Source organism: Ferruginivarius sediminum (genome assembly GCF_003344765.1).
GTDB lineage: Bacteria > Pseudomonadota > Alphaproteobacteria > Kiloniellales > Rhodovibrionaceae > Ferruginivarius > Ferruginivarius sediminum.
Map to the genome: position 1 here is coordinate 329,758 of NZ_QPMH01000003.1, position 26,932 is coordinate 356,689.

Consider the following 26,932-nt stretch of genomic DNA (forward strand, 5'->3'; position numbering starts at 1 on the left):
ACGTCCATTGTAGCGGATGGTTTACAATTAATTAAACCTGTTTTCGACCCTTCTCCACGAATGCGCCTAGAAGAAGCGGCGATCCACCTCGATGGTGTCGCCGGGCAGTATCTGGGCGTCGATATCCGCGATCGCCTCGACGGTGCCGTCGCTTGTCGGGCGGATCAGCGTAACCTCGGATTTGACGGCCCTGCGCGTGAACCCGCCGGCAAGGGCCACCGCCTGCCGCACGGTCATGCCGGACTGAAAAGGATAACTGCCCGGCTGCTCCACCTGTCCCAGGATGTAGAACGGCCGGTAGTTCAGGACTTCGACGCTGACCCTCGGGTCGACGAGGTAATTCTCGTTCAACTCGGTGGCGATGTATTCCTTCAACTCGTTCACGCTTCGCCCCGAGGAAACCACCTGACCCAACAGGGGAAAGGTGATCGTGCCGTCGCCATCCACCTCGAACTCGCCGGATACGTCGGGGTGCCCGAACACGTTCACGCGCAGCTTGTCTCCGGGGGCCAGGCGATACACCTTGGCGACGTCGGCGTTCCCGGCCGAAAGCACCTCCGCATCCCTGGCAGCGGAGCCGGAGCATGCAGACAGGACCACGCAAGCCACGACGGCAAGTACGGCGGAGTGAATCGTACGCCACGTCGTTGTCCCCTTCATTTCCCCTCCGACATGCCTTCGCTCCAAAATGTGCGCCTCTTATAAACCTTAAAGTTGACCGCGCAATGTCAGCAGCAACGTGTTGGATGTGAAATCGTTGCCCGCCAGGCTCGAACTCCTGCGCGCGTAAAGGTATCGCGCATTCCATGAGAGATACTCGTTCATCAGGTAGGTAAGCCCGGCGCGCGCGAAGATGTTGTCGTCCTGTCTGGAACCGCCCTCGAAATCGTCCCGCCGAAACGTGCCCAGCGTGTCGAACATGAGGTTGTAGTCGATCTCGTACTCGAAGCCGAGCGTCGCGCGGCTGGCCACGATACTGGAAACGCCAAGCTGGGTCGTCTCCTCCACCGAGCGGCCCGCGCCCATGTTGACCGTCAACAGTTCCGTCGGGTTCCATGCCATGTCGACCTGGACGGAAACCCCGTCCGCCGTCTCGAAACGCCGGTCAGCGAAATCCTGCCGGAAATAACCGGCGCTGGCTTCGAGGAAGGTCAGCCCCGAAACGTCGTAAAGAACGCCGGCTCGCACGTCGAACCCCTGTGAATCCCGTTCGAACCCCTCGAAGTCGCGATCCCGGCGATAGCGGCGGATGTTGTAGGCCGGCTCGACGAAGAACAGGAATTCCTCGGCGTACTCCATGCCGGCGCGGAACGACACTTCGTATTCGTGGCGATCCCGATCGTCGTTGTCGATGAAGCCGTTCTTCCGCCAGTCGATCTGCCTGGCACGGCCTTCCAGGCGGAACACCAGGTCGGTCGGCTGATAGGTCAGTTGCAGTCCTTCCTCACCCTTGTAGAACTGGTTCACTCCGGCAACGCCGGGCGGTGCGTCCGGATCGTCGCGGTCCTCGTGAAAGCGGCCGACCGATGCGGTGGCGCGCGCGTAGAGGTCTTCCCGGACGTCCAGCCGGCCCTGGCCGCGAAGCTCGAAATCCTCCCAGTCGTTGTTCGTCAGGTCGGCATAGCGTTCGATATCGCCGCGCAGCTCGACCCCGACCGCATGGTTCTCCCAGTTCGAGCGCAGGGCGATCCGTGGCGAGACGCGGGTGAACGCGTCGCCTTCGGCGTCGTCCTCCGTGCGGAAGACGTTGTCGTCGTAGCCCCCGGTGACTTGCACCCTGGGACATACCCTGAAGCCACCTGCCCCCTCCTCGCCGGTGAGGCCGAGGTCGGTGAGGAAACACAGGGGCTGAAATTCCGGCCGTGGCCGGCGCATCACCGAAAGGTCGCGCGCCGTTTGCGCAAAGGCGGGCGCGGCGGCCGAAACGAGCAGCACGACAACGGCAAGCGCGGTCAGCGCGGGCGTCAACCGGGATGCGCCCGTGCCACGCCCCTCCTTTGCTCCGGCCGCAACCACAAGTCCGGCATGTTGAATAGGGCAGGCACTATCCGTCATTGGGCGCCGCTGGCGGGAATATCCTCATCGCCGACCGCCTCGGGGTCGGTCAGGTCGACGACCGGGTTGAACACACTGTCCCCGCCGTTACCGCTATTGCCGTCCGCGCTGGCAAGGCTTGCGCCGTCGTTCGTGCCGCCACCCGCGATTCCACCGTCGGCGACGGTATCGGCAACGATGCTGTTCAACTGGCTTTCCAGGGCCAGGGCCTCCTCGATGCCGTACTGCGAGGTATCGCTTTCCAGACCCGCGATCACGCCCGTCGTCGTGCCGTTGCCGCCCCCATCGGTTCCGCCCGACGTACCGCCGCGGAGCATGGCGCCCGCGCCTAGCAGCGTGGTCTCGAAGCGTTGCGACAGTCGGGTCACGGCATCCTCGTCCAGGACGACACGCGTGCGGTCGGGAAAGACGACGACCACACTGCCGGATTCGAGCTGTTCGATCCGGGTGTCCTGGGCATCAGCCGGCGCCGTCAGCAACGCCACGATCGTCGACGCCGCGATGGCAGCCAATGCCCGGAACCTACTGCGTCCCCTCATTTCAACGCTCCCCCCTCAATGCTCACCATCCGGCAAGGCCGCCAGGGCCGCGATCCTGGCATCGCGCGTCAGCCCCGGATCGTCCTGGATCGCAGCACGGATCGCCTGCGAATCCACGCCGTCCAGCCGCGACACGACCGTGACGATAAGCTTCGCGGCTTGCGGATGGCTGCGCACAGCCGCCGTAACGATGTCCGAGGCGTGTGCCGGTGCCATGTTTGCCCCCAGTGCCGCAAGGGCCGCCGCCATATCGGGATCGGCATCGTAGCGGCGTGACAGGGTATCCGCGATTTCCTGTCCCATTGCCGCGCGCACTACCTCGCGCCCATGGACGAGGCTGCTGGACTGGCCCGCGGGCTCGACGATGATCGCGGAAAGATCGACGCCACCGCCCGGCCCCGGCTGTTCGAAGCGGACGGTGAGAAAGCCGTGTACGATATCGACCTTGAAGGCGATACCCACCGCCTCTCCGCCGGGCCGCAACCAGGGTGCCTCGTCCAGTTCGCGGGCCAGCCCGGACAGCCCGATTCGGCCCGCCTTGTTCGACGCGGCAAGCGTGGGCCGAAGCAGTCGGGCGCCGCCGATCCAGGTCGCCGGCCGGGCCTCGCCCAGGTAGTACCGCGTGCTGTTCGCCGTCAGGGTCTCGCCGAAGGGCGCCGTCGGCAGGTTGCGCGCTGCCGAACGCCCGGTGAGCAGGATGACGCGGTAGGTCCCGTTCGCCAGGGGCAGGGAAATCCGCCGGATGTTTGCGATGCCGTCGGCCAGCAACGGCCCCAGCGAATCGCTTGCGAAAGGCGTTTCCCGATGTCCCGTGGCGATCTCGCCGGCCGGCGTCAGCTTCTCGAAACCGATGGCGGCGGGATCGTCCTCTCCCCCCAGATCGTAGGCGCGGGCATTGGCCGGCGGGATGTAGTCGCCGTCGACCGATATCTCGATCACGCGGGGCGAGCTGACCGATCGCGCGACCATGTCGGAAACAAGGCTGGCCAGTTCCAGCGTGCGCCCGCGTGTCTGAACCCGCGGGTCGGTGCGGACCTGATTGATCAGCGCGATGGCGCGCGCGGCCATCAGTTTCGGCGCGGCGTTCCCGCGCGCGAGGAATCTGGCGACGGCGCGCCGCGCGGACGCCCGGTCCTGGCGCACCAGCGTGTTCAGAAGCGTCCCGGGGACGCGTCCGATTTGTCGGGACAGGCGCCGCAATTCCTCGACGTCGGTGTTATCCGACTCGATGGTGAGGCGATCGTCCTCGATGACCGAGGCCTCGCCCGCGCTTTGCCCCAGCGCCGGAGGCGCCGTCCAGGACAGATACATCCCGAACGCGCCCAGCAATACCGCTATGACCCGCCAGCCCGACATCAATGCCGCCCTTGTTCCGCTTGTCGCGGTGCTATCCGATCGGGGTATAATACGGAAGTCTTACGGTTAACACCAGTTATCTGCTACATAAGATAGTTGAGGTGGCCGCGTTCCAGCGGAGTATAGGAAGTATCGCCGTGCCTTCCGAACTTCCGGCAGGAAAAAGAAAATGCGCCTGGGGACATTTAATTTTTTGGGAATATGGCTTGCGGCCGCCGCGTGGGGGACGGTCCTTCAGATCGGCCCCGTGCCCGCGATGGAGCCGACGCCAGAGGCGTGCCGGAGCGGAAACGCCACTGAAGATTGCGCGGCCATCTACGAGCGCGGGTACCGCATCACCTGCTTCGAGAACGGCAAGCCGACGTTCGAGGGCGAGGCCTGGCTGCTGCGCGACCGCCCCGATGACCCCTTGCCTTATGTGCAGCTTGACGGCCAGCCGGTGGAGCCCCTGTGGCAGCGATACGGCGCCTGTAAACTGCGGCGGGAAGAGTGATGCGACACGGACGCCGCCTTCGACGCTCATGGCGACCATCAGGAGAACGGGGTGTGCGCGATGCGCGTATCTGCTGTGTGCTTTTACGACATTTTAAGTTAAAGGTGTCACGTTGTGCGCGTTCACAACGTGATGGTGGGAGGCATGTCGGTATACCGTCCTCAAGAACGACGTCTGGTCCTCAGGCTCATGGCTTACTGGGACGATCTGCGCGGCGATCGCGAATATCCGCCGCCGGGCGAGGTCGACCCGAACGTGATCGGCGACGACTGGCCGAACTGCGCCATGCTTGAGATTGCCGACCCCCTGGCGGACTCCCGCTTTCACCACGTCGGCGCCGAGCTGCTGCACGGCAAGCAGGTGCCCGACGAGTTCCGGCTTCGCGATTGTCCGCAGGACACGCTTTTGCACTATCTGACCGACTATCTCTCCCGCACGCTGGACAAGGGCGTGCCGATGAGCCTTGGCGGCGAGGGCAAGGTCGTGTCGGGCGACCTGCTTTATCGAAGCATCCTGTTGCCCTTGTCCAGCGATGGGACGCAGATTGACTATGTGCTGGGCGCGGCCAACGGGCGGCTGGTGACCGGCGACGACTCGTGAAGCACGACAACCGCGGGGCCGTGTGGATGGGACCATGACCTACGAAATTCAGACCTACACACAGGGCCAGTGGAAGATCCAGGCATTCTTCGACGACAAGGAATTGGCGTTGCTGGAAGCGCGGCGCATGAGTGAGTCGCGCCGTTATCCGGCTATCCGTGTCGTCGAGGAAATCTGGGACGAGACCCAGCAGTCGTTCCAGTCCCGCATCGTTTTCCGCGAAAGCGAGGCGCTGCGGCACACGGAAAACGTGACCAAGCAACGCGCCGAGGTGCGCCGCGAGGTCGAGAGTGAACGCAAGAAGCGTCACGACGAGAAGCTGCGGCGCCAATATCAGCAAAAGCAGAAGAAAGAGGCGTGGCGCAATAGCTATACGATGATCGCCCTAAAGGGTTTCGGCATCGTCGCGCTTGGCGTTGCCGCTCTTTACGGCCTGCATCTGCTCGGCGGCTAGGACCGGCTGCCAGCCTGCCCCAAATCGTAGCAAGCGGCAGTCGCGCCGCCGCGCGTCAGTCCCGCGTGCTATCGGCGACCAGTTCGCACATCTGCCCGACCAGGCATTCGCCGCCTGCCCCCTGACATCGCTGGCAATGTTCGGTAATGGCGCCGCGAAAATCCGGATCGATCTGTTGCAACCCCCAACACTCCGAGGTGCCGCACGTCGGCGTTTCCCCCGCAAGCTCTTCGCCCGTCCGCCAGTTTACCATAAGGATTACTCTGCCCGTCCGTTAAATGAGCCCCTGCTTAGACCTGCGCTTTTTATATAACACATTTAACATGTTCAGTGTGGAAGAATTTTCATTAATACTTAATGTTTGTTATACAATCAGGCGGTGTGCCAAGCGCGCTGCGGTTATTCGCGGCGTTCAATTCCTTGTGAAGCCAACAAGCCTGGAAGACAGGCGGACTGGGGGCGCCGGTCGTTCCGGCGGATATCGGAATGCAATTCGGACAAGTCGACGTGGAGGCGCTGCTGCCGACAGTGCCTTCGACACGAAGCGATCTGCTGCTCTGGCTGGATATGGCCGCGCAGCTCGAACACGACCTGATGTGCCAGTATCTCTTCGCCGCCTATTCCCTGAAAACCGGGCTGGACGAGGGACTGAACGAAATCCAGCTTGAGCGGGCACGGCAATGGGGTTCGGACATCACCCTGATCGCCCGCCAGGAGATGGAGCACCTGGGCATCGTCCTCAACCTCCGCTCTGCCATCGGCGGCGCGCCCTATCTCAGCCGCGCGAACTTCCGGCAGCCGATGGGCCACTACGGCCTGTCGCATATCAAGGCGGAATTGACCCGCTTCGATGCCGACACCATCGCCCGCTTCCGCGAGTTCGAGAAGCCGCATCCCGAGCCCGACGATCCCACGGCATGGTGCGCTTGCAATGGCGACCCGGTCCCGCAATCCGGCGCGGCGGACCGGAAGCCGCCCAGCGGCATCGCCGGCCGGGCGCCCCTGTGGCCGCCCTATCTGCGCTTCAAGAACGTTCAGGACCTCTACACCCGCATGGCGCTGGGCTTCGCCGTCGTCACCGAGCGCCTGGGGGAGGAGGCGCTGTTCGCCGGCCCGCCGGGTGCCCAGCTCTACGGCGGCACGAACAGCCCCTATGCCGGAACGATGGACGACCTGAACCAGTACGGCATCGACATCGTGGCGGTGCGCGACCTGGATAGCGCGATCAACGCCATCTCCGAGATCGTCGAGCAGGGCGAGGGCATCCAGGCGCCGCCGACTTACCGCGAGAACACCCACTATTGCCTGTTCAACGGCATCCTGACGGACCTGCCGGCGGCGGGTTTTGATCCGGCGCGGCCCGTGGTGGCCAACCCGATGGTGTTCGATCACCCGAATACCGCGATGGATCAGGTGAACCTGATCACCTGCCCGGAGACCCGCGAAGTCGGCATGGCGTTCAACCTCGGCTACGAGTTGATGCTGTCGATGATGATGGAGCTTTACGGCAACTGGAACAAAACGCCGGAGCAGCGGGTAGCCCTCGTCGACGCGGTTTTCTTCCCGCTGATGACGATGTTCATCCGGCCGCTGAGCGAAATCCTGACCGTGCTGCCGGCCTTCGATGAGGCTCGCGACCCCGAGCGGCGGCACACCGCCGGCGCCAGCTTCGAGCTGCCCTCGGCCATGTCCACGCTCCCGGACGCGACAATCGCGCACCGCATCTACCAGGAGCAGCTCGACGACCTCGTCCGCCGGCTGAAGGGGCTGAAGATCCTGGGCATGCGGAGCGACTACCCCGATGCCGTCGCACGCATCGAATACGTCACCGAAAGCATGGAGCGCCTGGCGATGGACTGGCGCAGCCACTGGTCCATCGTGGGGAGGACGGACACATGATCACGCTGTCGTTCGAAGGCTGGTTCCAGTACCGCATGGCCACCGACCCGGACCCCACCGACAGCCGGCGCGGGTTGAGCGGCTACACCTTCGCCCTGCCCGGCGAACCCGATTTCGACGGCGTCCTGCACCTGCAAGCCGACGAGCCGGGGGTGTGTCAGCGTGATTTCGGCCCCTGCAGCCCCACCAACCCCAAGGTAGGCGTCCAGGTCCGCGCCGCCACGAGGAACGGCGACCCGCTGCCCGAGCTGGTCGGCGCGGATGTCATGCTGCCCGGTGCACGGCTGGAGGAACGCAACGGTATCGTGGTGCGGGACGACATGTTCCCGATAGACCCGCTGCAAATCCAGGTCCGCAAGAACGGGACGATGCTACTGGACCGCACGGACCTGCTGGACCCGGAGGATCCCGGCCTGACGATCCTCATGGCGAACGGCAAGCAGATCGAGCGCCGCCAGTGCGCGGGGATGACGCGCAACTCCTTCGAGGTCGCGGAAGCCACCGGCCTGCCGAACGCGACGAACGCCGCGTTGGTCGAAAACCGTGACGGGCGCCGGGAAAGCCTGGAACTGCTGCTTGCCGAAACCGAGGACCCGGTGCGGCGCGCGGCCCTGGAAACCCGCATCGCGCAGCTTCGCATCGTCCGGCAATGGTGGAACCTGTCGGCAAAGGAAGACACCGGCGTCAAGCCGATCGACCGGCGCGCCTACACGCTCGCGCTGCAGGCCTTCGGCTGGAACATCCCGATCAACGGACCCGTCGCCGCGAACACGCTGGGCGGCGACGCAGAGCAGCACTGGCCGTTGTCGTTCTGGCTGGGCGGCTGGGACGGCGACGCGCTTTGCGGCTACATCCGGGGCCAGTTGGCGATCCCGCTGGCGTGAAGCGGGCCGGCGAGCGGTTCGAGCGTCAGTTGCGCGGCGCGTACTTGTTCAGGATACGCTGCAGCGTGCGCCGGTGCATGCGCAGGCGTCGCGCGGTTTCCGACACGTTGCGATCGCACTGCTCGTAGACCCGCTGGATGTGCTCCCAGCGCACCCGGTCGGCGCTCATCGGGTTCTCCGGCGGCTCCGGCAACTCGCCTTCCTCGGCAAGCAGGGCGGCGGCCACCTGCTCCGCGTCCGCCGGCTTCGACAGGTAGTCGACGGCGCCGGCCTTCACCGCCGCCACGGCGGTGGCGATGTTGCCATAGCCGGTGAGGACGACAATGCGGCAGTCCGGGGCGGCCTGGCGGATCTCCTGCACGACCTCCAGGCCGTTGCCGTCTTCCAGGCGCAGGTCCACGACGGCGAAGTGCGGCGTGCCGCGATGCGCCGCCGCCTTGCCGTCAGCCACGGAGGTCGCGGTCTCCACCTCGAAATCGCGCCGTTCCATCGCCCGCGCCAGACGGTTCAGGAAGCGTTCGTCGTCATCGACAATCAGCAGGCGGCCGTGCACCTCCTGCTCCCGGGACTGCGGCGTGTCCGCCGCCGGCGCCCGACCCTCGCCCTCGTCGTTCATCTCGCTCTCTCCTCTTCGCTGCGGCCCGTGGCGTGCTCCCCCTCTTCGAGATGCGCGCGCGGCCATGTAATAACAACCTCCGCCCCATTGCCCGGCCGATTGGCGAAGCTCACCTCCGCGCCCGTGCGGGCCAGCAGGGTGCGGGCGATGAAGACACCAAGCCCCATATGCTCACCGCCGCTTTCGTGGCCGTGCGAGGACAGGTATGGCTCGCCCAGGAAAGGCAGGATGTCCTCGGCAAAGCCCGGCCCGTCGTCGCGGATGGCGATGTGCGCCTCACGCGCGTCCCAGGCAACCTCCAGATCGACGCGGGAACGCGCGAACCGCATGGCGTTCTCTACCAGTGTCCCGACGCCGTGCAGGATTTCCGGCTTTCGCGTGACCTCCGGCTGCGGGCTGTCGTCTTGCGGAGCCTGAGCGATGGCCACGGTGATCGTGTCATGTTCGAACGGCGCGGCGGCGGCTTCCGCCAGGGCCGACAGCGGCAGGCGGTTGAAGGGCTGGCCGCCGTCGTCCTCCGGCTTGTGGGCCAGGCTGGCCAGGATGTCCCGGCAGCGCGCGCTCTCGTGCAGAAGTAGGTCGGCGTCTTCCTTGTAGGGGCTGTCGTCCGGCAGTTCCGAGGCCAGTTCCCGCGCCACCACGGCAATCGTCGAAAGCGGGCTGCCAAGCTCGTGCGCCGCCGCCGCCGCCAGCCCGCCCAGCGCCGACAGCCGCTGCTCGCGCGCCAGCGCCATCTGGGTTGCCGACAAAGCATCCGACATCCGCTGCGCCTCCGCCGCCAATGAGAATACATAGCCGGCAATGAAGGTGACGGCCAGGACCAGGGCGGCCCATATTCCGCCGATATAGAGCGCGGGCAGGTGCAGGCCGCCCGGCCATGGCAACGGCAGATGCCACACCGCCAGCATCGAGGCCACGAGAACCGCCAGCCCGGCCAGCAGCAGCGTGCTGTGCCGCGAGAGCACGCTGGCCGACACCGTGACCGGCGCCAGCAGCAGAATCGCGAAGGGGTTGGCCAGGCCGCCGGTGAGTGCCAGCAGCAGCGAAAGCTGCACGAGGTCATAGGCCAGGTAGACCGCCGCCGGACGATCGGCCAGCCACGCGCTTCCGGGGCGCGTCAGGCTGGCATGGACGTTCACCGCCACCGATGCCGCCACCAGCGCGATGGCCGGCGTCATCGGCAGCTCGTAACCCAGGCTGACGTTGACGATCACCAGCGCGGCGGTCTGCCCGATGACGGCCACCCAACGGATCAGCATGAGCGTGCGCAGCCGTACGCGCCCGCCATCGGGTGCCGGGCCGGCGGCGGGGACCAGGAAACTGCGCGCACGTCTGAGCGCGGTACGATTGTGCAACATGACGAGTGTCAAAATTGGCACCCCCGTGCACCGGCGCAAGGCTTGAGCCCGCACTGGCCTTGCAGCCGGACGCGTGCCATATGTAGTCGCGTGTCGGAAGCAGTCGTCCAGGTCGCGGATCTCACGAAGCAGTTCGACGGTGTGCAGGCCGTCGACGGCATCTCGTTCGATGTGTCGGCGGGGGAAACCGTGGCGCTGCTCGGCGCGAACGGTGCCGGCAAGACGTCGACCCTGGCGATGCTTCTGGGCCTGCTGCTGCCAACGGCCGGCACCATCCGGGTGCTGGGCATCGATGTCGTGCGCGAGCGTGAGCGCGCGCTGGCCCGCGTGAACTTCTCCTCTCCCTATGTCGAGCTGCCGCGCCGCCTGACGGTGATGCAGAACCTGCACGTCTTCGCCAAACTCTACGGCGTGGCGCGCCCGCGCGAGCGTGCCCGCGCAATCGCCGCCGACCTGGACCTGGAAGCGTTGCTGCGCCGCCGCGTCGGCAGCCTGTCCTCCGGCCAGAAGACGCGGGTCGCACTGGCCAAGGCCCTGATCAACGCGCCCGACGTGCTGTTCCTCGACGAGCCAACGGCCTCGCTGGACCCGGATACCGGCGACTGGGTGCGCGGCTATCTTGAGGCCTATCAGCACCGCACCGGCTGCGCCATCCTGCTGGCGTCGCACAACATGGGCGAGGTGGAACGCCTGTGTCACCGGGTCCTGATGATGCGCAAGGGCCGCATCGTGGACGAGGGTACGCCGCAGGCCCTGATTACCCGTTACGGTCGCGCAACGATGGAGGAGGTGTTTCTCGACGTCGCCCGGGGACGGGGGCACGACGGCACGACGGAGGCCGCGCAATGACCCCGGCGGGTGCGACGTCCAGCATCAACCGCATCCTGGCCGTGGTGCTGCGGCACATCTATCTGCTACGCACCTCCTGGCCGCGCATTTTCGAATTGATGTACTGGCCCACGATCCAGATGATCCTGTGGGGTTTCATCTCCGGATTCTTCGCTGACCACAGCTCTTACGTCGCGCAGACGGTGGGCGTGCTGATCGCCGCCGTACTGCTGTGGGACGTGATGTTCCGGGGCCAGCTTGGCTTCAGCATGTCGTTCGTCGAGGAGATCTGGTCGCGCAACCTGATCAACCTGGCGGTCAGCCCGCTTTCGCCCGGCGAGTATCTGGCCGCGCTCACCACGATGAGCCTGCTGCGCACCCTTTTGGGCATCCTGCCCGCCGCGGGGCTCGCCATCGTATTCTACGAATACTCCATTTTCACGCTGGGGCTGCCGCTGGTCGCCTTTTTCTCGCTGCTGCTGGTGGCAAGCTGGTCGCTTGGCATGGTGGTTTCCGCCATCATTCTGCGCGCGGGGGAAGGCGCCATCGGCGTGGCCTGGATCACGGTGTTCCTGATCGCGCCGGTCAGCGCCATCTACTACCCCGTCTCGTCCCTGCCGGAGTGGCTGCAGCCAGTTGCCTGGGCGCTGCCGACGGCCCCGGTTTTCGAGGGGATGCGTGCCATCGTGCTGGAGCAGACCGTGCGAGTGGATCTGCTGCTCCACGCCGCCGTCGCCGATGCCGTGTATCTGGCACTGGGCGCCGGTGTGTTCCTCTGGAGCTATCGCACCGCCCGACAGCGAGGCCTGCTGCTGCAGGTGGGCGAGTGAGGATCAATCCTCGACGCGCACAATCACGATGGAGATGTTGTCCTTGCCGCCCAGCCCCATCGCATCCTTGAAGAGCGCGTGTACGGCCTCGGCGTCCTCGTTCTCGCGCAGGCGCGCGGCGATGGCATCCGCTCCGACAAGATCGCTCAGCCCGTCGCTGCATAGCAGGTAGCGCGTTCCCGGCACCGCGCTGTCGGATTCGGCGTGCGGGTGGATCTCGGTGAAGCTCGACTGCCCGCCGAGGGACTGGGTTATCAACGGCGTCGTCATCGCCGCCGTGCGACCGTTCTCCAGCTTCGGCCCCGGCGTGTCGTCGGTACTGAGCTGCACCAGTTCCGAGCCGTCGAAGCGATAGGCACGGCTGTCGCCGACATTGAATGCGATCGCGCCATCGCCGCGAACGACAAGTCCGACGACCGTCGTCCCCATGCCCGGCGCACCTTCGCCCCGGACCATCATGTCGTAGAGCACACCGTTGCAGTCCTGCAGCAGGCTGATGGCTTTGGCCGTGGTCGTCAGCCCGCCCGCCCGCGCGGCCAGATAGCCGGCGGCCGCCCGGCTTGCGACGTCGCCCGCCGCGTGACCGCCCAGGCCGTCGGCCACGACGGCAACGACCGGACCCTCCTCCTCGAAGGTGAATACTTTCGATCGGGTCAGATCGTTCGACGCCATCCACTCGCCAACGGCGACCGTGTCCTCGTTGTGCGGCCGCACGGCACCGTGATGCGTCAATGCATGAACCCTCACACGCGCGGTCACTTCCACCTCCGGCATTGCGTTATTGCCGAAACATATACGCCCGCGGAGGTCGCGAGGTTCATGTCCGTCGGCTGACTTCCGCCTCGGCGAACGTCGCCATGCCGACATGGCATGCACATGCCGCCTTTAGCAAGGAGATGGCGAGCGTGGCGCCGGAGGCCTCGCCCAGCCGCATGTCGAGGTCGAGCAGCGGGCGCTTGCCGATGGCCTCCAGCAGCGGCCGGTGCCCGCGCTCGGCCGAGATGTGCGCCGCCATGCAATGGTCGAGCAGCCGCGGGTCTATCCGGTAGAGAACCGCCGCCGCCGCCGTGCAGGCGAAACCGTCGAGCAGGACGGGCGTCCGGGCAAGGCGGCATGCCAGGATGGACCCGACGATGGCCGCGATTTCCAGGCCGCCCAGCCGGCGCAGCACCTCCAGCGGGTCGTCCAGCTTTCCGGCATGCCGGGAAAGGCCGGCGGCAACAACATCCACCTTTCGTTTGACGCCTTCCTCGTCAAGGCCGCTGCCGGGGCCGGCCCAGTCGCGCGGCTCGCCGCCGAAGAGCGCGCAGCAAATCGCGGCGGCACTGGTCGTGTTGGCGATACCCATCTCGCCCAGGGCCATGACGTCGAAGCCCTCCTCCACCACCATCATGCCATAGGCCATCGCCCTGGCGCAGTCCTCCTCGCTCATGGCCGCGACCTGCGTGAAGTCCTCCGTCGGCTCCTCCAGCGCCAGCTCGTAGACGCGCAGATCGGCGTCGACCTCGGCGCAGAGCTGGTTTACCGCGCCGCCGCCGTCGATAAAGTTCCGCACCATCTGCCGCGTCACCTCCTGCGGATAGGCGGAGACGCCGTGCGCGGCGATGCCGTGGTTGCCGGCGAACACGGCCGTGCGCGGCCGCTCAAGCTGGGGCGGATGCCGGCCCTGCCATGTGGCCAGCCATTCGGCGATCTCTTCCAGGCGCCCCAGCGCGCCGGCCGGCTTGGTCAACTGGCGTTGCCGCTGGACGGCCGCGGTGCCGGACTCCAGGTCCGGTCCGGGCAGTTCCGGCAACAGGGCGCGGATTTCGGCGAAACTGGCGGCGGGTTCCGGCGGGGCCATGATCTCTCCTTTACGTCCCCCTGTTCGTGCAGGGTCTCGTCCTATACCGCCCGGCGTCGCCAGTGCAAACGATGCCTGAAAACAAAGACCGGCACGAGACCGGGCGCGCTTGCCCCGCCGAACGTTGCCCGCTATAGGGGCCGCGACACGCCCGTCAGACAGAAGATGGAATCGAGGCATGCCCACGACGACCCGCTGGTGGTGGATTCGCCACGCGCCGGTGCCGGCCGACGGCCGCATCTATGGCCAGATGGATTTGCCGGCAGACGTGGGCGAGGAAGCCGTCTTCGCCGGACTCGCCAGCATCCTGCCCGACAACCCCGTCTGGGTCGTCAGCCAGCTTCAACGGACCCATCAGACCGCCGGGGCCATCCTGGCCGCGCGCGGGCAGGCCGGCCCGGGAGAGCCCGTCGTCGTCACCGATCTGGCGGAACAGCACTTCGGCAACCTGCAGGGCCGCCCGCGCGATGAAGTGATGGCGGAGCAGGGCACGGCCTGGAACCGCTTCTGGCTGACGCCGGCGGACCGGGCACCCGAAGGCGGGGAAAGCTTCACGGATTTGGTCCGCCGGGTGGAAAGGGCGGTCGAGAGTCTCTCGCAGGCGCACGCCGGCCGGGACATCGTGGCCGTGGCCCACGGCGGCACCATCCGCGCGGCGCTGGCGCAGGCCCTGGGCCTGGCCCCCGAGCGGGCGCTGGCTTTCGTCATCGACAACTGCTCGCTCACCCGCATCGACCATATCGCCGCGCCCGACGGTGAAGAGCCGCCGGCATGGCGCGTCCACGCGGTCAACTACGACGCGCGCCGGCAGGCTCGATAGGTTGCCGGCGGCCAGCCGGGTTTACCGAATGTTCAGCATGTTTGCGCTACCTCGTTCCCCGGCGGGCGTTCGAGGAGGGTTTTCATGTTTTCGATCATCGGGGTCGTCGTCGTCGTGGTTTGCGTCTTCGGGGGCTACACGATGGCGGGCGGCAAGCTCAGCATCGTACTGCACGCATTGCCGTTCGAGTTCATGATCATCGGCGGCGCCGCCGCCGGCAGCCTTCTCGTCGCGAATTCGCTCGGCGTGGTGAAGCGGGCGCTGGGCGGATTCGGCAAGGCGATGCGCGGCCCGAAGTGGTCGGAGAAGGACTATCGCGACCTGCTGTGTCTGCTGTTCTCGCTGGCCCGCCTGCAGAAGCAGAAGGGTAACCTCGGCCTCGAAGCGCACATCGAGCAGCCCGAGGAAAGCTCGATCTTCACGCAGTACCCGAAGATCCTCAAGGACCACTTCGCGAAAAGCCTGATCTGCGACACCACGCGGATGATGACGCTGGATCTCGACGATCCGCACCAGATCGACGACTACATCGACGCGCAGCTCGAAAAGCACCATCACGAGGCTCTGGAGCCGGGCCACGCGCTGACGACCGTCGCCGACGCCCTGCCGGCGCTTGGCATCGTCGCGGCGGTGCTGGGCGTCATCAAGACGATGGCCAGCATCAACGAGCCGCCGGAGGTGCTGGGCGAGCTGATCGGCAGCGCGCTGGTCGGCACCTTCCTTGGCGTGTTCCTGTCCTACGGCGTCGTCGGCCCCTTCGCGAACCGCATGAAGCAGGTCAGCGAGGAGGAGTTGCGCTTTTACTCGGTCATCAAGGACGTACTCGTCGGCATGGCGCACGGCTATGCCCCGCAGGTCGCCGTCGAGGTCGGCCGCGGCAACGTCCCCACCCCGATCCAGCCGTCGTTCTACGACATCGACGAGGCGGTCAACGAATTGCCCCGGGAAGCCGCGTAACCGGCGTTCAGATCGCGTGCCGCAGGAGGACCAGGACGCCGACCGTGCCGGCGTTCAACAGGCACGCCACGGTGAACAGCGCCAGGCCTCTCGCAACCTCCGTCGTGCCGGCCGTCGCAGCAGGCGAAGGCGCGGCGTCGGCCCGCGCCATCAGGCCAAGCGCCCCACCGAGCGCGGCAATCGCCCACGAGCGCGCCTTCAACAGCCGCTTCGCCGCCATCGCGGGGCGGGCCGTCGGGACGAACAGCGCGGCCAGCGCCAGAAAAATCCCGGCCAGCTTGTCGGGAATCCACTCCAGCGCCGAATCCAGTCGCACGGCCGGAAAGGCGAAGTCGCCCTCGCTTGCCGGGTCGTAGCCGCCGCCGCCCGGCCGGTTGCCGGTCGCCAGGACCGTCGCGGCGACGCGCACGCTCTGCTGCAGGAACAAGCCGGGCAGGCCCAGCAACACGAACCAGAATACCGGCGCGACCACCGCACCGCCGAAGCGCGTGCCAATACCGCGCACGGCGGCAAGGCCGATTCCGCGCCCGTCCAGCGCATCGATCCGCCGCGGGTCCATGCGTTCCCCGGCCAGCGCGCGCAGGTGATGGCGCGCCCCCTCGACATCCTCGTCGCGCAGGCTGTCGGCCACCCTGGCCGCCTTCTGCCCGGTCAGCTTCTGCCCCAGCAGCGAGATCAGCAAGAACAGCTCCAGGACCCAGACGAAGGGCAGCTCGCGCGCCGCTATGGCCAGCCCCGCCCCGGCGGCAACGGCCAATGCCGCCAGCGCGACGACCACTACCGCGCCCCGAAGGACGAGGGCCCGTCGGCTACGCTGCGGCCGGTTGAGGCGACGCTCCAACTCCCCGGTGGTCCGGGCAATCAGGGCGCGGGGATGCGGAATCCTGGGCAAGCGCGCGGCAAGATCGCCCACATAGGCCTCGATAACGAGAGCCGCGAGCAGCAGGAACAGCGGGTCGGCGGCGCCATACGCGCCGATGGGTGCGGGCAGGTCCATGATGGGCGCAGTTTTCGCCACTTGCGTGTGCCGGGTCAATGTGCCGCTTCGAAAACGCGCCGCCCCGCGTGCCGCGACCCGTCGCCGCGTCCGCCTTGAAGCACCGCTGCCATCCGGTTATCTGGTGCGCAAACTCCAGAACCGTCGCCCTTATACGGATTGACCGCCATGTTTCCGAAGTCCCGCATCGCCCGCACGGTGGCGACAGTGTCGATCGCGCTATCCCTGGCGCTGGTGGCGGCCGTCGGCTGGAAGATGTGGCAAACGGATTCCATCGGGCAGCAGCCCGACACCCAGGCCATCGGCGGCGCCTTCCAGCTCGACAGCACGAATGGCGGCACCGTGACCGCCGCCGATTTCCGCGGCCGGTATATGCTGGTCTTCTTCGGTTACACCCACTGCCCCGATGTCTGCCCGGCAACGCTGAACGCCATGACGCAGGCGCTGAACTACGTCGCCGGGAAAAGCCCGGGCAAGGCGGATCAGGTCACCCCGGTCTTCATCACCATCGACCCGGCGCGCGACGACCTTTCCCGGATGAAGGCCTACGTCGAGAATTTTCACCCACGCCTTGTCGGCCTGACCGGCAACCCGCAGCAGGTGGCGGCCGCCGCCGGCGCCTATAAAGTCTCCTACGAGAAGGTCACCCAGGAGGAGATGGATGAAGAAGGAATGGCCGGTCACGACGGCCACGAGGGCTATCTGATGCGCCATTCGTCTTACATCTTCCTGATGGGACCGGACGGCCGCCATGTGGACCACGTGGCATCCTCGGCAAGCCCGACGGAGATCGCGGATCTGATCCAGGCGGGGGTGGAGGGATAGGGCGTTCCTTAAAAACCGACCTTCTCCCGTCGCTGCATCTCCGGCCATACCGCTCGGCCCCTGTGCACACCTCCAACCATAGCGCGACGAGGCATTGCGTTTCCGCCGTCTGGCGCGCATTCTGCCGGCATGGATAGCCGGATAGGGGTGATGGAATGAAGCGGTTGCTGGGGCTTGCGCTTGCTGGTCTTTTGCTCGGCGGTGGCGCCGTGCAGACGGCCGACCTGATCGACGGCTTCGACGCGGGTGCGCGGGCTTACGAGCAGTGCTGGGCGTGCCATAGCCTCAAGCCGGACGAGAGCCGCGTCGGGCCAAGCCTGCACGGCGTTTTCGGGCGCAAGGCCGGCACGCTTGAAAGCTTCAACCGCTATTCCGAGCCGATGAAACAATCCGGCGTGGTGTGGAGCGAGGAAACGCTGGCGGCCTACATCACCAATCCCAGGAAGTTCATCCCCGGAACCCGGATGACCTATCCGGGCCTCAAGGATCCGGAAGTCCGCGACGCGCTGATCGACTACCTCAAACGGCAGGCCCGGTAACGGACGGCTGTCCGACGGAGCGTCTCCGGTTCAATCCAAGTCGACTTCCATCCCGTCATGCGCGAAGCGCGCGCTGACGCCGCGGGCGTTGGCCAGGGCGCGCAGGGTGCCCGCCACCTTGCGCCCGTCGTGGCCCACAACGTCCTTGCCGCAATGGGTGAAGATGGCCGAGGGAACCCCCTCCGTCGCGCACCACGTCAGTTGCTGGCGCACCGGGGCGTGGCCGACCAGATGGTCGTCCGCCTTGCGGATAAGCGGGCGCTCCAGCGTGGCACCATCGCCGACATAGAGGGCGACATCGTCGAGCGCGGCCGCGCGCTCATGGATGTAGGCGACGTCGGGGACGTAGAATAACACCTCCCCGCCAGTGGTGATCCGATAGCCGACGGCCGGGCAGCGTGTCGAATGCTCGACACCGAAGGCCTCGAAGACGATGCCCCGGAATTCGACAGGCCTGCGTTCCGTCACCGTGCGCCGCTCGGCAATCGGAAAGTCGTCGATGTAATCCCATGTGACCTGCGTCGCGTAGACCGGACAGGGCGCGCCGTCCTTCAGCCCGAAGGCGTGGTCGGGATGGGCGTGCGTCAGGATGATGGCGTCCGGCTTCAGGTCGCATACCCGCCCGCGCCAGTCCTCGCCGCAATCGATCATCACTCGCGCGCCCCGGTGTTCCAGCATGGCCGCGCTATGCCGCTGGTGGCCGCGCTTGGCGATGTCGATATAGGCGCGCGTGCCGAGGAACGTCAGGCGCATCGCCGGACCTAAGCTTGGCAGTGTGAGCAGAAGTGCGCCGTGCGGCCGCCCACCTTGCAGGTTTCTAGCGGGCGCCCGCAGCGCGGGCAGGTATCGTCCCCATCCTCCCGCCGGGGCGTCAGCCAGTCGTCGGGCATCCGGGCCGGATCGGCGCGGCACTCGACGGCTTGTCGCAAAACGTTGCGGGTGGCCTCGAACAGGCGGGCAAGCTGCTGGCCGTCAAGCTGGTTGCCCTTGTGCTCCGGCGCGATGCCGGCCTGGAACAGGATCTCGTCCGAATAGACGTTGCCGATGCCGGCGATCTTTTCCTGATCCATCAGCGCGGGCTTGACGCTGCCGCGCGTGCCCGAGATCACCTCCCGGAACGCCGCTTCGTCCAGCTCCAACGCGTCCGGGCCGATACCCTGGGAGCGCAGGTAGGCGCGAACGTCGTCGGTCAGTTCCAGCCAGCCCAGCTTGCGCTGATTGTCGAAGGCGAAAAAACCGCCGTCGGCGAAGCCCACAACCAGGCGCGCATGGCCCGGCTCATCCGCCGGATCGTCGTAGAACGCGGTGAAGCCCGTCATGCCGAAGTGCATCACCAGCCACCAGCCGCAGCTCACCTTGACGAACAACACCTTGCCGTGGCGCTTCACCGTCTCGAAGGCATAGCCGTTGAGGGCGGCCCGCAGGTCCTGGGGGGCCGAGCCGCGCAGGCGATCCGGGTCGCGCAGGTCGACCGATTCGATCTTTCGGTTCAGGCCCCTGGAGGCGAAGTCCCTGGCGAAGACCTCGACATCGGGCAGTTCGGGCATCGGCAGTCCACTCCCGGTCGTACATAAACGAATGGGCCGCACACTCTATGCAACGGCCGGGGCCGGGAAAACGGTGCCCAGAATGAAGGGCGTCACCGCGCCGGGCCTCGTCGCGCGAAAGTTCCGCAACCGGCTTGAAATCGCTTCTCGGGTGCGCCTTGAAATCCGGCTTGCCGTCCGCCGTCCTGGCCATCAGCGTGCCACCAGCTTGCGCAGGTCCTTCAGCGAGCGGGTATTCACGACGTCGTCCGCCGTCACCCAGCCCCGGCGCGCCTGATCGATGCCATAGCGCATGAAGTCCAGCTGCCCGGTCGTGTGGGCATCGGTGCCGATGGACAGCTTCACGCCCGCGTCCCTGGCCATCTTGCAATGGGCGTCGTTCAGGTCCAGCCGCTCCGGCTGGGCGTTGAGTTCCAGGATGCAGCCGGTCTGCCGGGCGTGTTCGATGATCCGCTCCATGTCGATGGCATAGGCCTCGCGCGTGCCGATCAGGCGCCCGGTGGGATGCGCCATGATCGTGAAGCAGGGATTGTCCATCGCCTGCATCACCCGCTCGGTCTGCTTGTCGCGGGACAGCCTGAAGTGGCTGTGCACCGCGCAGATCCGCAGGTCCAGGCGCTTCAGGATACTGTCGGGCAGGTCCAGGCCGCCGTCCTCCAGGATATCGACCTCGATCGACTTCAGGAGCGTGATGCCCTCCAGTTCGTCGTTGACGGCGTCGATCTCGTCGATCTGCTTGGCGAGGCGGTCTTCGTCCAGGCCATTGGCGACGCGCACGGCCTTGGAATGGTCGGTGATGGCAATGTAGGCCCAGCCGCGCTCCTTCGCCGCCGCCGCCATCTCGCGCAGGGTGTTCGCGCCGTCCGAGGCCTTGGTGTGGCTGTGCAGGTTGCCCCGGATGTCGTCCAGCTCGATCAGCTCCGGTAGCTTGCCGGTCCGGGCCGCCTCGATCTCGCCGCGGTCCTCGCGCAGCTCAGGCTCGATGTAGGGCAGGCCGACCTGGGCGTAGACCTCTTCCTCGGTCTTGCCGGCAATCCGCTTGTCGCCTCTGAAAACGCCGTACTCGTTGATCTTCAGGCCCTGGTCCTGGCCCATCCTGCGGACATGGATGTTGTGGGCCTTGGAGCCGGTGAAGTAATGCAGCGCGGCACCGTAGCTGGCCGATTCCACGACGCGCAGGTCCACCTGCAGGCCGTTCTTCAGGATAACGGTCGAGCGGGTCTCGCCCTTGGAAATCACGTCGCGCACGTCCTCGTAGTCCACGAAGCGTTTCACGACGGGCGAATCGCTCGTGCAGGTCACCAGGATATCAAGGTCGCCGACGGTCTCCTTGCGGCGGCGATAGCTCCCGGCCACCACCACCTTGTCGACCCCTTTCGTCCCGGCGAGGTAATCGACCAGCGGCTCGGCCCGGCCCTCGGCCTCGCGGCGCTGGGTACGGGTCTCGCCGCTGCCGCGCGTTTCCAGCTCGTGCAGGATATTGTCCTCGGTCTTCTTGCCGAAGCCGGACAGCTTGCGGACGCGGCCCTCTTTCGCGGCCTTCGTCAGTCCCTCCAGATCGGTGACCCCCAGCTCTTCGTGGATCTTCTGCACGCGCTTCGGGCCAAGCCCGGCGATGCCGAGGACATCGACCAGTCCTTCGGGGACGTCCTTCTTCAGGTCTTCCAGTTGCGGGAACTTGCCGGTCTCGACGATGGTCTCGATCTTGCCGGCCAGATCCTTGCCGATACCGGGCAGCTCGGTCAGGTCGGCGTCGTCGCGGACCATGCCGGCCACGCTGTGCGCCAGGTCGCGCAGGGTGCGCGCGGCGTTGCGGTAGGCCCGGATGCGGAACGCGTTCGCGCCCTCGATCTCCAGCAGGTCGGCAACCTCATCGAACTGCTCGGCGATGTCGCTGTTGTGTATCGGCACGGCGCACCTCCGACCGGCGGCCAGCAAGCTCTCCACGGCCCGAGTCTGGCGAAATGCAAACGCTTGGACCATCCCCGGCGTTGCGGCGGCTTGACGCCCGGCGGCGGATGGCGGAGACATGGCGCCGCCATGACAGCCGGAACCCAGCCAAGCGAGATCAGGCGCATCACCTCCCCCGCCAACGCGGCGGTGAAGGAGGTGCGCGCCCTGCACCAGAAGAAATACCGCGAGCAGACCGGCCTGTTCATCGCCGAGGGGCTTCGCATCCTCTCCGAGGCGGTGGATCAGGGTCACCGGATCGAGACCCTGGTGATCCTGCCGCAGATGCGCGAGCATCGCGTCGGCCGGCGGCTGGTGCAGGCGTGCCTGGACGGCGGCGGCCAAGTCCTGGAAGTGACGGAGGCGGTACTCGCCAAGGTCGCGCGAAAGGAGAACCCGCAAGGTGCCGTCGGCGTGTTCCGGCAGCGTTGGGAGGGGCTTTCCGACATCGATGCGCGCGGCGACTTCTGCTGGGCGGTGCTGGAGGCGATCCGCGATCCAGGCAACCTCGGCACCATCCTGCGCACCTGCGATTCCATCGGCGCGCAGGGCGTCATCCTGCTGGACCAGTCGTGCGACCCCTATTCCCTGGAGGGCGTGCGCGCCAGCATGGGTTCCGTCTTCGGCCAGCGTCTGGCGCATGCCTCGTTCGACGACTTCATGGCCTGGCGGCGCGGGCAGGGGGGCACCATGGTCGGCGCATCGCTGAAAGGCGACGTCGACTATCAGAAGGTGCGTTACGAGCGCCCGACCTTCGTGCTGATGGGGAACGAGCAGTCCGGCCTGCCGGCCCGCTACGAGGCCGCGTGCGACCGGCTGGTGAGGATTCCGATGCGGGGACGGGCGGATTCGCTGAATGTGGCCATCGCCGCCTCGCTGCTGCTCTACGAAGTCTACAACCAGGACCGGCGGCGGGCATGACGGGCGCGCATCGCGAGATCACGCCGGTGGTGCTGACGGCGGATGGCTGGGCGGATTACCGCCTGCTGGACAGCGGCGCCGGGCGGAAGCTGGAGCGCTACGGGCCGCATACGGTCATCCGTCCGGAGCCGCAGGCGATCTGGCGCCCGGCCCTGGACGACGCCGCGTGGGACGCCGCCGACGCCAGTTTCGAGGGCACGGACGAAAGCGCCTCGCGCTGGTCGTTCAAGGGCGAACCGCCGCAGGCCTGGGAAATGCAATACCGGGGCACGGCCTTCGAGGCGCGCTTCACCCCGTTCCGGCACCTCGGCGTCTTTCCCGAGCAGGCGACGCAGTGGGACTGGATAACCGCGCGCCTGGAGGAACGGCCACGGCCGGCCAAGGTGCTGAACCTCTTCGCCTATACCGGCGTCGCCTCGTTGATCGCCGCGCGTGCGGGGGCGCAGGTGACCCACCTCGACGCTTCCAAGAAGGCGATCACCTGGGCGAACCGCAACCAGGAGCTTGCCCGCCTGGAGGAAGCGCCGATCCGCTGGATCTGCGACGACGCCCTGAAGTTTTTGCGCCGCGAGGTGCGCCGGGGCAATCGCTACGACGGCGTGATCCTGGACCCGCCGAAGTACGGCCGCGGCACCAAGGGCGAGGTCTGGCGCCTGTTCGAGGACCTGCCCGAGCTGCTGAGCCTGTGCCGCGCGGTCCTGAGCGACGACCCGCTGTTCCTGGTCGCCACCGTCTACGCCATCCGCATGTCCAGCCAATCCCTCCACTTCGGCCTTGCGGAGGCGCTGGCCGACCTTCCGGGCACGCTGGAAAGCGGCGAGATGGCGGTGCGCGACCACGCGGGCCGCGTGCTGTCCTCCGCCATCTTCAGCCGGTGGATGGGATAACGCCGCCGTAGCCGGGCATGGCGGCGGGACGGCGCGGCACCCAGCCCATCGCCCTCGAGAGTGTCGAAGAACGTAGCCGGCGGAACCGACAGCCCCCGCGCAAGCGTGTGAAGGCGCCCCGCCGTTATCTGGTTGACCCCGCGTTCCAGCCTGCAAACCTGCTGGTGCGTCACATTAATCTTGATTTTGCGTCGACACCCAGCAAAATTACTATAAATTGGGTTGAAGTTCGCATAGAAAGTTATAGTATCGCGACAAAAGAAGCGCCGCGCGGGAAGGCGTATGTCGCAGAGGAAATTGCATCGCCCCAGTTGGGCGGGATATGTTTCAATCGGCCTACATATTGTATGGTTAGTCGTGATTGGTTACCTCATTGCGGTGGGTCCTTCTGGTAAGACGGTGTCCTTCGCGGGAAACGAATTCTGGGTTCCGACTTGCGAGACATGCACGGTGGCATCAGATGCTGTAAGAACAGCGGCTGAATTGGGGCGCCTGGATCTTATTGCCGTCTCGCTCACCGTTCTTGGGGTGACGCTGGCGCTAATGGCGTTTGGAAGCTTCTTTGTCGTCAGGAGCGCAGCCATGTATGCGGCACAGGAAGAAGCACGCGACAGGATTACGAATATTCTTCCTGATCTTATAAGCCCTCAGGTGTTGGCCAAGGCGTTGGAGAAAAACCCGCACCTCCTGCAAAGTGCTGTCAGGTCTGCCATGCATAACATGGTTTTTGACCCCACGATCAGCGAACAGGATGCCCTCGATATTGCCGAATCATTCAATGGGGAGGAATAATAATGCAAGATTTTAAGAAAATTATCCGGGAACACTCCGGCCCTCCTGTCAACATCGAGGGTATTATCAGGGACTTAGGTATCGCGCTCGACAAGAAGGCGGATTGATGAGGACATAGCCGGACAGATCGAGTGTTCGGAAGATGGGTCTTACAAGATATCCGCCAATAAAACAGACCACTATTTCCGCCGCAGATTCACGATGGCGCATGAGTTGGGACACTTCCTCTACCACGCGCATCTGATTTCCGACGGCGTTGACGATAACCGCGCCTACCGTAGCGCCCCGGAGGGAAGGTTCTACAATCGATCCATCGGCAAGGCCGAGGAGACCGAGGCCAACCGCTTCGCAGCCGGCCTTCTGATGCCACGCGATCTGGTTTTGGCAGAGTGGGAAAAGACTGGAAGTCTATCCGAAGTCGCAAAGCGCTTTCAGGTGTCCAAGCAGGCGATGCGTATCCGTCTGGAAGGCCTCCTCGGGGTGGAATTCGGTGAGGAAGGCCCCGTCGCTTCAGACACTCCGTGGCCTTCTATTCCTTAAAATACCCCAGGGTAAGGTCGGCGGAGTGACCGGGAACGCACCTTAGCCCCCTTGTGTCTTTGAATTTTGGCAGGATGGGCGGTGACGCGGCGGCCGGGAGCCGACGAACTGTCGTGAAGTGGAATGCATGGATATCGCTGGCGGTATACCGGAGCGAGCGAAACATCGCGCAGAGTAGACGCCCCTCACGCTCCGGCCCGGCCCGTTGGCCGCGTCGTCGCTATCCCGCCACCGGCGGTAGACGCGGTCGCGCCCGCCGGAGCCTCGCCCCGAACCAGAGCGCCGCGGCCAGCGGCGGGGCGGCGGCGGAGAGGAACATGACCTGAGGTCCCTGAGCCGCGGCCAGCAGCCCGGCCAGCGCCGGACCCAGCACGCTGCCCGCCGCGACGCTGAGCAACGTTACCGTGAAACCGAGCGTGCCGCGCCCGGGAAACAGCCGCAGACTCCAGAACGAGAACACCGCGCTCACCATCATGATCGCCACGCCATGCAGCCCGGAGGCCGCGAGCACCGCGCTCCAGGAAGTCGGCGCGAGCGCGATCAGCACGAGCGATAGCGCCGCCGCGGCGAAGATTGCGCAAAACAGCGGGGCGAGGCCGGTTCTGGCCTCGATCCGCCCGGTCAAGAGGCCGAGCACGCCGAAGAACCCGTAACCAAGGAAGATCACTGCCGAGGCGGCATCGTCCGGCAGGCCGGGCAGCCCGCCCGCCGCCACCACCCGATCGGCGGCAAAGGACAGGAACACGGCGTTCGTCACGCCGAAGCAGAGCGCCGTGCTGTAGAGCGGGATGACGGCGCGCCGAGCAAGGCTGGGGCCCGCCGCGCCCGCGTCGAAGGCCGGCTTCCGGCCGCGATTCGACGGCAGGCCCGCCAGCGCGATCCCCGCGAGCGCAAGGCCGCTGAGCGCAAAGCCGACCCAGGCCCCGCGCCAGTCCAGCGCCCCCTCGGTGACGGCGAGCGCGAGCCCGGCGGCGGCGGCGACGCCGAAGGTGGTCCCGGTCGAGACCACCGAGAGCGCGGTGGCGCGGGCCGTGTCGGGCACAACGCGCTCGGCCGCGTCGTTGAACGGCGCCCAACAGAGGCCGGCGCTCGCGCCGGCAAGCGCGATCCCCAAAGCGAGGAGGCCGGATGTCCCGGCCGCCGCCACCGCCGCGAAGCCCGCCGCCGCCGCCAATGCGCCCGTGATCACGGACACGCGCTCGCCGTGGCGCCGGCATAGCCAGGCGCTCGCCAGCAGCGCCAGAAGGAAGGCCAGGAACCCCCCGCTCGCGATCATTCCAGCCGTCGATGTGGAAAGCGCGAATTCCTCCCGGAAGGCCGGCAGGAAGAGCCCGAAGCCCATACGCGCGGGGCCGAACGCCACGGCGGTGGCGACAAAACCGGCTGCCGTCAGCCGAATCGCTGGTGTCATCGAGTACCTCACTCTGCACCGTTCGTCAGGGCGCTGCTTCATATGATGTTCACCCCGAAGGAGCCAAGTCCGCGCCCGGGCTTGCACATCCATCCTGCCATATCCCGAAACAGACAAGGGTGAGGGGCGTCCCCGGCGCGGCCGGTTGCAAGAACCGCTGGGGGACGCCCCTCCGGCCGCCTTCCGGCGACCCGTCTCCCCTTACGCAAGGGGAGACAACTCGGTCTCGTTTTCCCCGCCCCCAGTCGCTTCCCGGCGCCTTACGGGGCACATGCCCCTCTGCTCGCCTTGCGGCGAGCTGTCTCCCCGGCGTCGGGACCTTTGCGAAATGGGCGAGGTGTGATTCCCTGCTTGTGGTTGGCGCAGTGAGGTTGGAATGGCGTTGAAGCGGACGGGTCAGTTGAGCTTTGCCGAGGCGTTTCAGTCGGCGAGCGTGGGCCGGCCGGGGCGGCTGGATCGGCTGTCGGCGCTGGTTTGCTGGGAGCGTTTCGAGCGGCTTCTGACAGGGTTGCGGGATCCGGGGCCGGGGCGCGGCGGCTACGCGCCGGTGTTGATGTTCCGGGCGTTGCTGCTGCAGTCGCTGTACGGGCTGTCCGATCCCGAGATCGAGGAGGCGCTGGGCGACCGGCTGTCGTTCCGCCGGTTCGTCGGGCTCAGCCTGGACGACGATACCCCCGACCACACGACGCTGTGCCGCTTCCGGCTGCGCCTGATCGAGGCCGGGCTGCTGGAGCGGTTGTTCGCCGAGCTCGACCGCCAGCTCGAGGCGGCGGGGGTGATGGTCAAGCGGGGCACCATGCTGGACGCTACGCTGATCGAGACCCAGGCCGCGCGGCGGTCGCGCGGGGACAAGCCGGCGGCCGACCCCGACGCCCGCTTCGCCAGGCGCCAGGGCAAGGGCGGCGCGCGCTTCGGCTACAAGGCGCATGTCGGCGTCGACCAGGGCTCCGGCCTGATCCGCGCGGTCGTCACGACGCCGGCCAACGTCAAC

29 protein-coding genes are annotated in these 26,932 nt (G+C 66.5%); 16 read left to right on the top strand and 13 right to left on the bottom strand.

Annotated features, from left to right (window positions below):
• Window positions 1-66: 66 nt before the first annotated feature.
• The 4 genes from DRB17_RS05270 to DRB17_RS05285 all read right to left on the bottom strand — a co-directional run bounded on the left by DRB17_RS05270 (window position 67) and on the right by DRB17_RS05285 (window position 3,950).
• Complete coding sequence (locus DRB17_RS05270) at window positions 67-660, bottom strand: polysaccharide biosynthesis/export family protein (protein WP_114581128.1); 594 nt, start codon at window positions 658-660, stop codon at window positions 67-69.
• A gap of 48 nt (window positions 661-708) precedes the next feature.
• Complete coding sequence (locus tag DRB17_RS05275) at window positions 709-1,968, bottom strand: outer membrane beta-barrel protein (RefSeq protein WP_161958710.1); 1,260 nt, start codon at window positions 1,966-1,968, stop codon at window positions 709-711.
• 83 nt (window positions 1,969-2,051) lie between these two features.
• Window positions 2,052-2,594: a hypothetical protein gene (locus tag DRB17_RS05280; RefSeq protein ID WP_147274814.1), complete on the bottom strand. Its 543-nt coding sequence runs from the start codon at window positions 2,592-2,594 to the stop codon at window positions 2,052-2,054.
• 15 nt (window positions 2,595-2,609) lie between these two features.
• Window positions 2,610-3,950, bottom strand: a complete 1,341-nt coding sequence (locus tag DRB17_RS05285; protein ID WP_114581131.1) for a hypothetical protein — start codon at window positions 3,948-3,950, stop codon at window positions 2,610-2,612.
• Window positions 3,951-4,143: 193 nt separating this feature from the next.
• On the opposite strand from DRB17_RS05285, the gene DRB17_RS05290 reads away from it, so the two are divergent.
• The 5 genes from DRB17_RS05290 (at window position 4,144) to DRB17_RS05310 (ending at window position 8,280) form a co-directional block, all read left to right on the top strand.
• Window positions 4,144-4,443 (top strand): hypothetical protein, encoded by a 300-nt coding sequence (locus tag DRB17_RS05290; protein ID WP_147274815.1) that lies wholly within the window; start codon window positions 4,144-4,146, stop codon window positions 4,441-4,443.
• Between the two features lie 144 nt (window positions 4,444-4,587).
• The gene (locus DRB17_RS05295; protein WP_147274816.1) at window positions 4,588-5,043 is read left to right on the top strand and encodes a PAS domain-containing protein; all 456 of its coding nucleotides are present in this window, start codon (window positions 4,588-4,590) and stop codon (window positions 5,041-5,043) included.
• 34 nt (window positions 5,044-5,077) lie between these two features.
• On the top strand, window positions 5,078-5,497 hold the full coding sequence (locus DRB17_RS05300; protein WP_114581134.1) for a hypothetical protein: 420 nt from the start codon (window positions 5,078-5,080) through the stop codon (window positions 5,495-5,497).
• Window positions 5,498-5,983: 486 nt separating this feature from the next.
• On the top strand, window positions 5,984-7,396 hold the full coding sequence (locus DRB17_RS05305; protein WP_114581135.1) for a ferritin-like domain-containing protein: 1,413 nt from the start codon (window positions 5,984-5,986) through the stop codon (window positions 7,394-7,396).
• Window positions 7,393-8,280 carry a hypothetical protein gene (locus DRB17_RS05310; protein WP_114581136.1) on the top strand — a complete coding sequence of 296 codons (888 nt, stop codon included), beginning with the start codon at window positions 7,393-7,395 and terminating at the stop codon, window positions 8,278-8,280. The genes DRB17_RS05305 and DRB17_RS05310 overlap by 4 nt, the downstream gene beginning before the upstream one ends.
• Window positions 8,281-8,305: 25 nt before the next feature.
• On the opposite strand, the gene DRB17_RS05315 is transcribed toward DRB17_RS05310, so the two are convergent.
• A complete protein-coding gene (locus tag DRB17_RS05315) occupies window positions 8,306-8,896 on the bottom strand; it encodes an ActR/PrrA/RegA family redox response regulator transcription factor (RefSeq protein WP_114581137.1) in 591 nt (196 codons plus the stop codon).
• Window positions 8,893-10,254: an ActS/PrrB/RegB family redox-sensitive histidine kinase gene (locus tag DRB17_RS05320; protein WP_114581138.1), complete on the bottom strand. Its 1,362-nt coding sequence runs from the start codon at window positions 10,252-10,254 to the stop codon at window positions 8,893-8,895. The genes DRB17_RS05315 and DRB17_RS05320 overlap by 4 nt, the downstream gene beginning before the upstream one ends.
• Window positions 10,255-10,344: 90 nt before the next feature.
• Here DRB17_RS05320 and DRB17_RS05325 point away from each other — a divergent pair, with 90 nt between their 5' ends.
• A complete protein-coding gene (locus DRB17_RS05325; protein ID WP_114581139.1) occupies window positions 10,345-11,103 on the top strand; it encodes an ABC transporter ATP-binding protein in 759 nt (252 codons plus the stop codon).
• Window positions 11,100-11,912, top strand: coding sequence for an ABC transporter permease (locus DRB17_RS05330; protein WP_114581140.1), 813 nt, complete (start codon window positions 11,100-11,102; stop codon window positions 11,910-11,912). Before DRB17_RS05325 ends, DRB17_RS05330 begins: the two co-directional genes overlap by 4 nt.
• Window positions 11,913-11,915: 3 nt before the next feature.
• Here the strand turns inward: DRB17_RS05330 and DRB17_RS05335 are convergent, their stop codons facing one another.
• On the bottom strand, window positions 11,916-12,686 hold the full coding sequence (locus tag DRB17_RS05335; protein WP_206607787.1) for a PP2C family protein-serine/threonine phosphatase: 771 nt from the start codon (window positions 12,684-12,686) through the stop codon (window positions 11,916-11,918).
• 43 nt (window positions 12,687-12,729) lie between these two features.
• A complete protein-coding gene (gene cobT / locus DRB17_RS05340) occupies window positions 12,730-13,755 on the bottom strand; it encodes a nicotinate-nucleotide--dimethylbenzimidazole phosphoribosyltransferase (protein WP_114581142.1) in 1,026 nt (341 codons plus the stop codon).
• Between the two features lie 178 nt (window positions 13,756-13,933).
• On the opposite strand from cobT, the gene DRB17_RS05345 reads away from it, so the two are divergent.
• Entirely contained in the window at window positions 13,934-14,575 is a 642-nt protein-coding gene (locus DRB17_RS05345) for a histidine phosphatase family protein (protein WP_114581143.1), read from the top strand.
• A gap of 84 nt (window positions 14,576-14,659) precedes the next feature.
• Complete coding sequence (motA, locus tag DRB17_RS05350) at window positions 14,660-15,532, top strand: flagellar motor stator protein MotA (RefSeq protein ID WP_114581144.1); 873 nt, start codon at window positions 14,660-14,662, stop codon at window positions 15,530-15,532.
• Window positions 15,533-15,539: 7 nt separating this feature from the next.
• Here the strand turns inward: motA and DRB17_RS05355 are convergent, their stop codons facing one another.
• The gene (locus DRB17_RS05355) at window positions 15,540-16,529 is read right to left on the bottom strand and encodes a cobalamin biosynthesis protein (RefSeq protein WP_114581145.1); all 990 of its coding nucleotides are present in this window, start codon (window positions 16,527-16,529) and stop codon (window positions 15,540-15,542) included.
• Between the two features lie 168 nt (window positions 16,530-16,697).
• Between DRB17_RS05355 and DRB17_RS05360 the strand changes: the two genes are divergently transcribed.
• Together DRB17_RS05360 and DRB17_RS05365 are read left to right on the top strand one after the other, a co-directional pair.
• On the top strand, window positions 16,698-17,354 hold the full coding sequence (locus DRB17_RS05360) for an SCO family protein (protein WP_114581146.1): 657 nt from the start codon (window positions 16,698-16,700) through the stop codon (window positions 17,352-17,354).
• A 155-nt stretch (window positions 17,355-17,509) separates the two neighbouring features.
• Entirely contained in the window at window positions 17,510-17,893 is a 384-nt protein-coding gene (locus DRB17_RS05365; RefSeq protein ID WP_114581147.1) for a c-type cytochrome, read from the top strand.
• Between the two features lie 30 nt (window positions 17,894-17,923).
• Here the strand turns inward: DRB17_RS05365 and DRB17_RS05370 are convergent, their stop codons facing one another.
• From DRB17_RS05370 to polX, 3 genes are all read right to left on the bottom strand, one after another.
• A complete protein-coding gene (locus DRB17_RS05370) occupies window positions 17,924-18,646 on the bottom strand; it encodes an MBL fold metallo-hydrolase (protein ID WP_114581148.1) in 723 nt (240 codons plus the stop codon).
• Window positions 18,647-18,654: 8 nt separating this feature from the next.
• Complete coding sequence (locus DRB17_RS05375; RefSeq protein WP_114581149.1) at window positions 18,655-19,440, bottom strand: Fpg/Nei family DNA glycosylase; 786 nt, start codon at window positions 19,438-19,440, stop codon at window positions 18,655-18,657.
• A gap of 192 nt (window positions 19,441-19,632) precedes the next feature.
• Window positions 19,633-21,351 (bottom strand): DNA polymerase/3'-5' exonuclease PolX, encoded by a 1,719-nt coding sequence (gene polX / locus DRB17_RS05380; RefSeq protein WP_114581150.1) that lies wholly within the window; start codon window positions 21,349-21,351, stop codon window positions 19,633-19,635.
• 129 nt (window positions 21,352-21,480) lie between these two features.
• Between polX and DRB17_RS20520 the strand changes: the two genes are divergently transcribed.
• The 4 genes from DRB17_RS20520 to DRB17_RS05395 all read left to right on the top strand — a co-directional run bounded on the left by DRB17_RS20520 (window position 21,481) and on the right by DRB17_RS05395 (window position 24,530).
• Entirely contained in the window at window positions 21,481-22,311 is an 831-nt protein-coding gene (locus DRB17_RS20520) for a TrmH family RNA methyltransferase (protein WP_206607788.1), read from the top strand.
• On the top strand, window positions 22,308-23,198 hold the full coding sequence (locus DRB17_RS20525) for a class I SAM-dependent methyltransferase (RefSeq protein ID WP_206607789.1): 891 nt from the start codon (window positions 22,308-22,310) through the stop codon (window positions 23,196-23,198). Before DRB17_RS20520 ends, DRB17_RS20525 begins: the two co-directional genes overlap by 4 nt.
• A 282-nt stretch (window positions 23,199-23,480) precedes the next feature.
• Window positions 23,481-23,990 carry a hypothetical protein gene (locus DRB17_RS19855; protein WP_147274817.1) on the top strand — a complete coding sequence of 170 codons (510 nt, stop codon included), beginning with the start codon at window positions 23,481-23,483 and terminating at the stop codon, window positions 23,988-23,990.
• A 156-nt stretch (window positions 23,991-24,146) separates the two neighbouring features.
• On the top strand, window positions 24,147-24,530 hold the full coding sequence (locus tag DRB17_RS05395; RefSeq protein ID WP_277738564.1) for an ImmA/IrrE family metallo-endopeptidase: 384 nt from the start codon (window positions 24,147-24,149) through the stop codon (window positions 24,528-24,530).
• A gap of 220 nt (window positions 24,531-24,750) precedes the next feature.
• On the opposite strand, the gene DRB17_RS05400 is transcribed toward DRB17_RS05395, so the two are convergent.
• The gene (locus DRB17_RS05400; RefSeq protein ID WP_114581153.1) at window positions 24,751-25,941 is read right to left on the bottom strand and encodes an MFS transporter; all 1,191 of its coding nucleotides are present in this window, start codon (window positions 25,939-25,941) and stop codon (window positions 24,751-24,753) included.
• Window positions 25,942-26,317: 376 nt separating this feature from the next.
• On the opposite strand from DRB17_RS05400, the gene DRB17_RS05405 reads away from it, so the two are divergent.
• Window positions 26,318-26,932 (top strand): IS5 family transposase (locus tag DRB17_RS05405; RefSeq protein ID WP_114581154.1); only part of this gene is annotated, 615 nt, incomplete at its 3' end.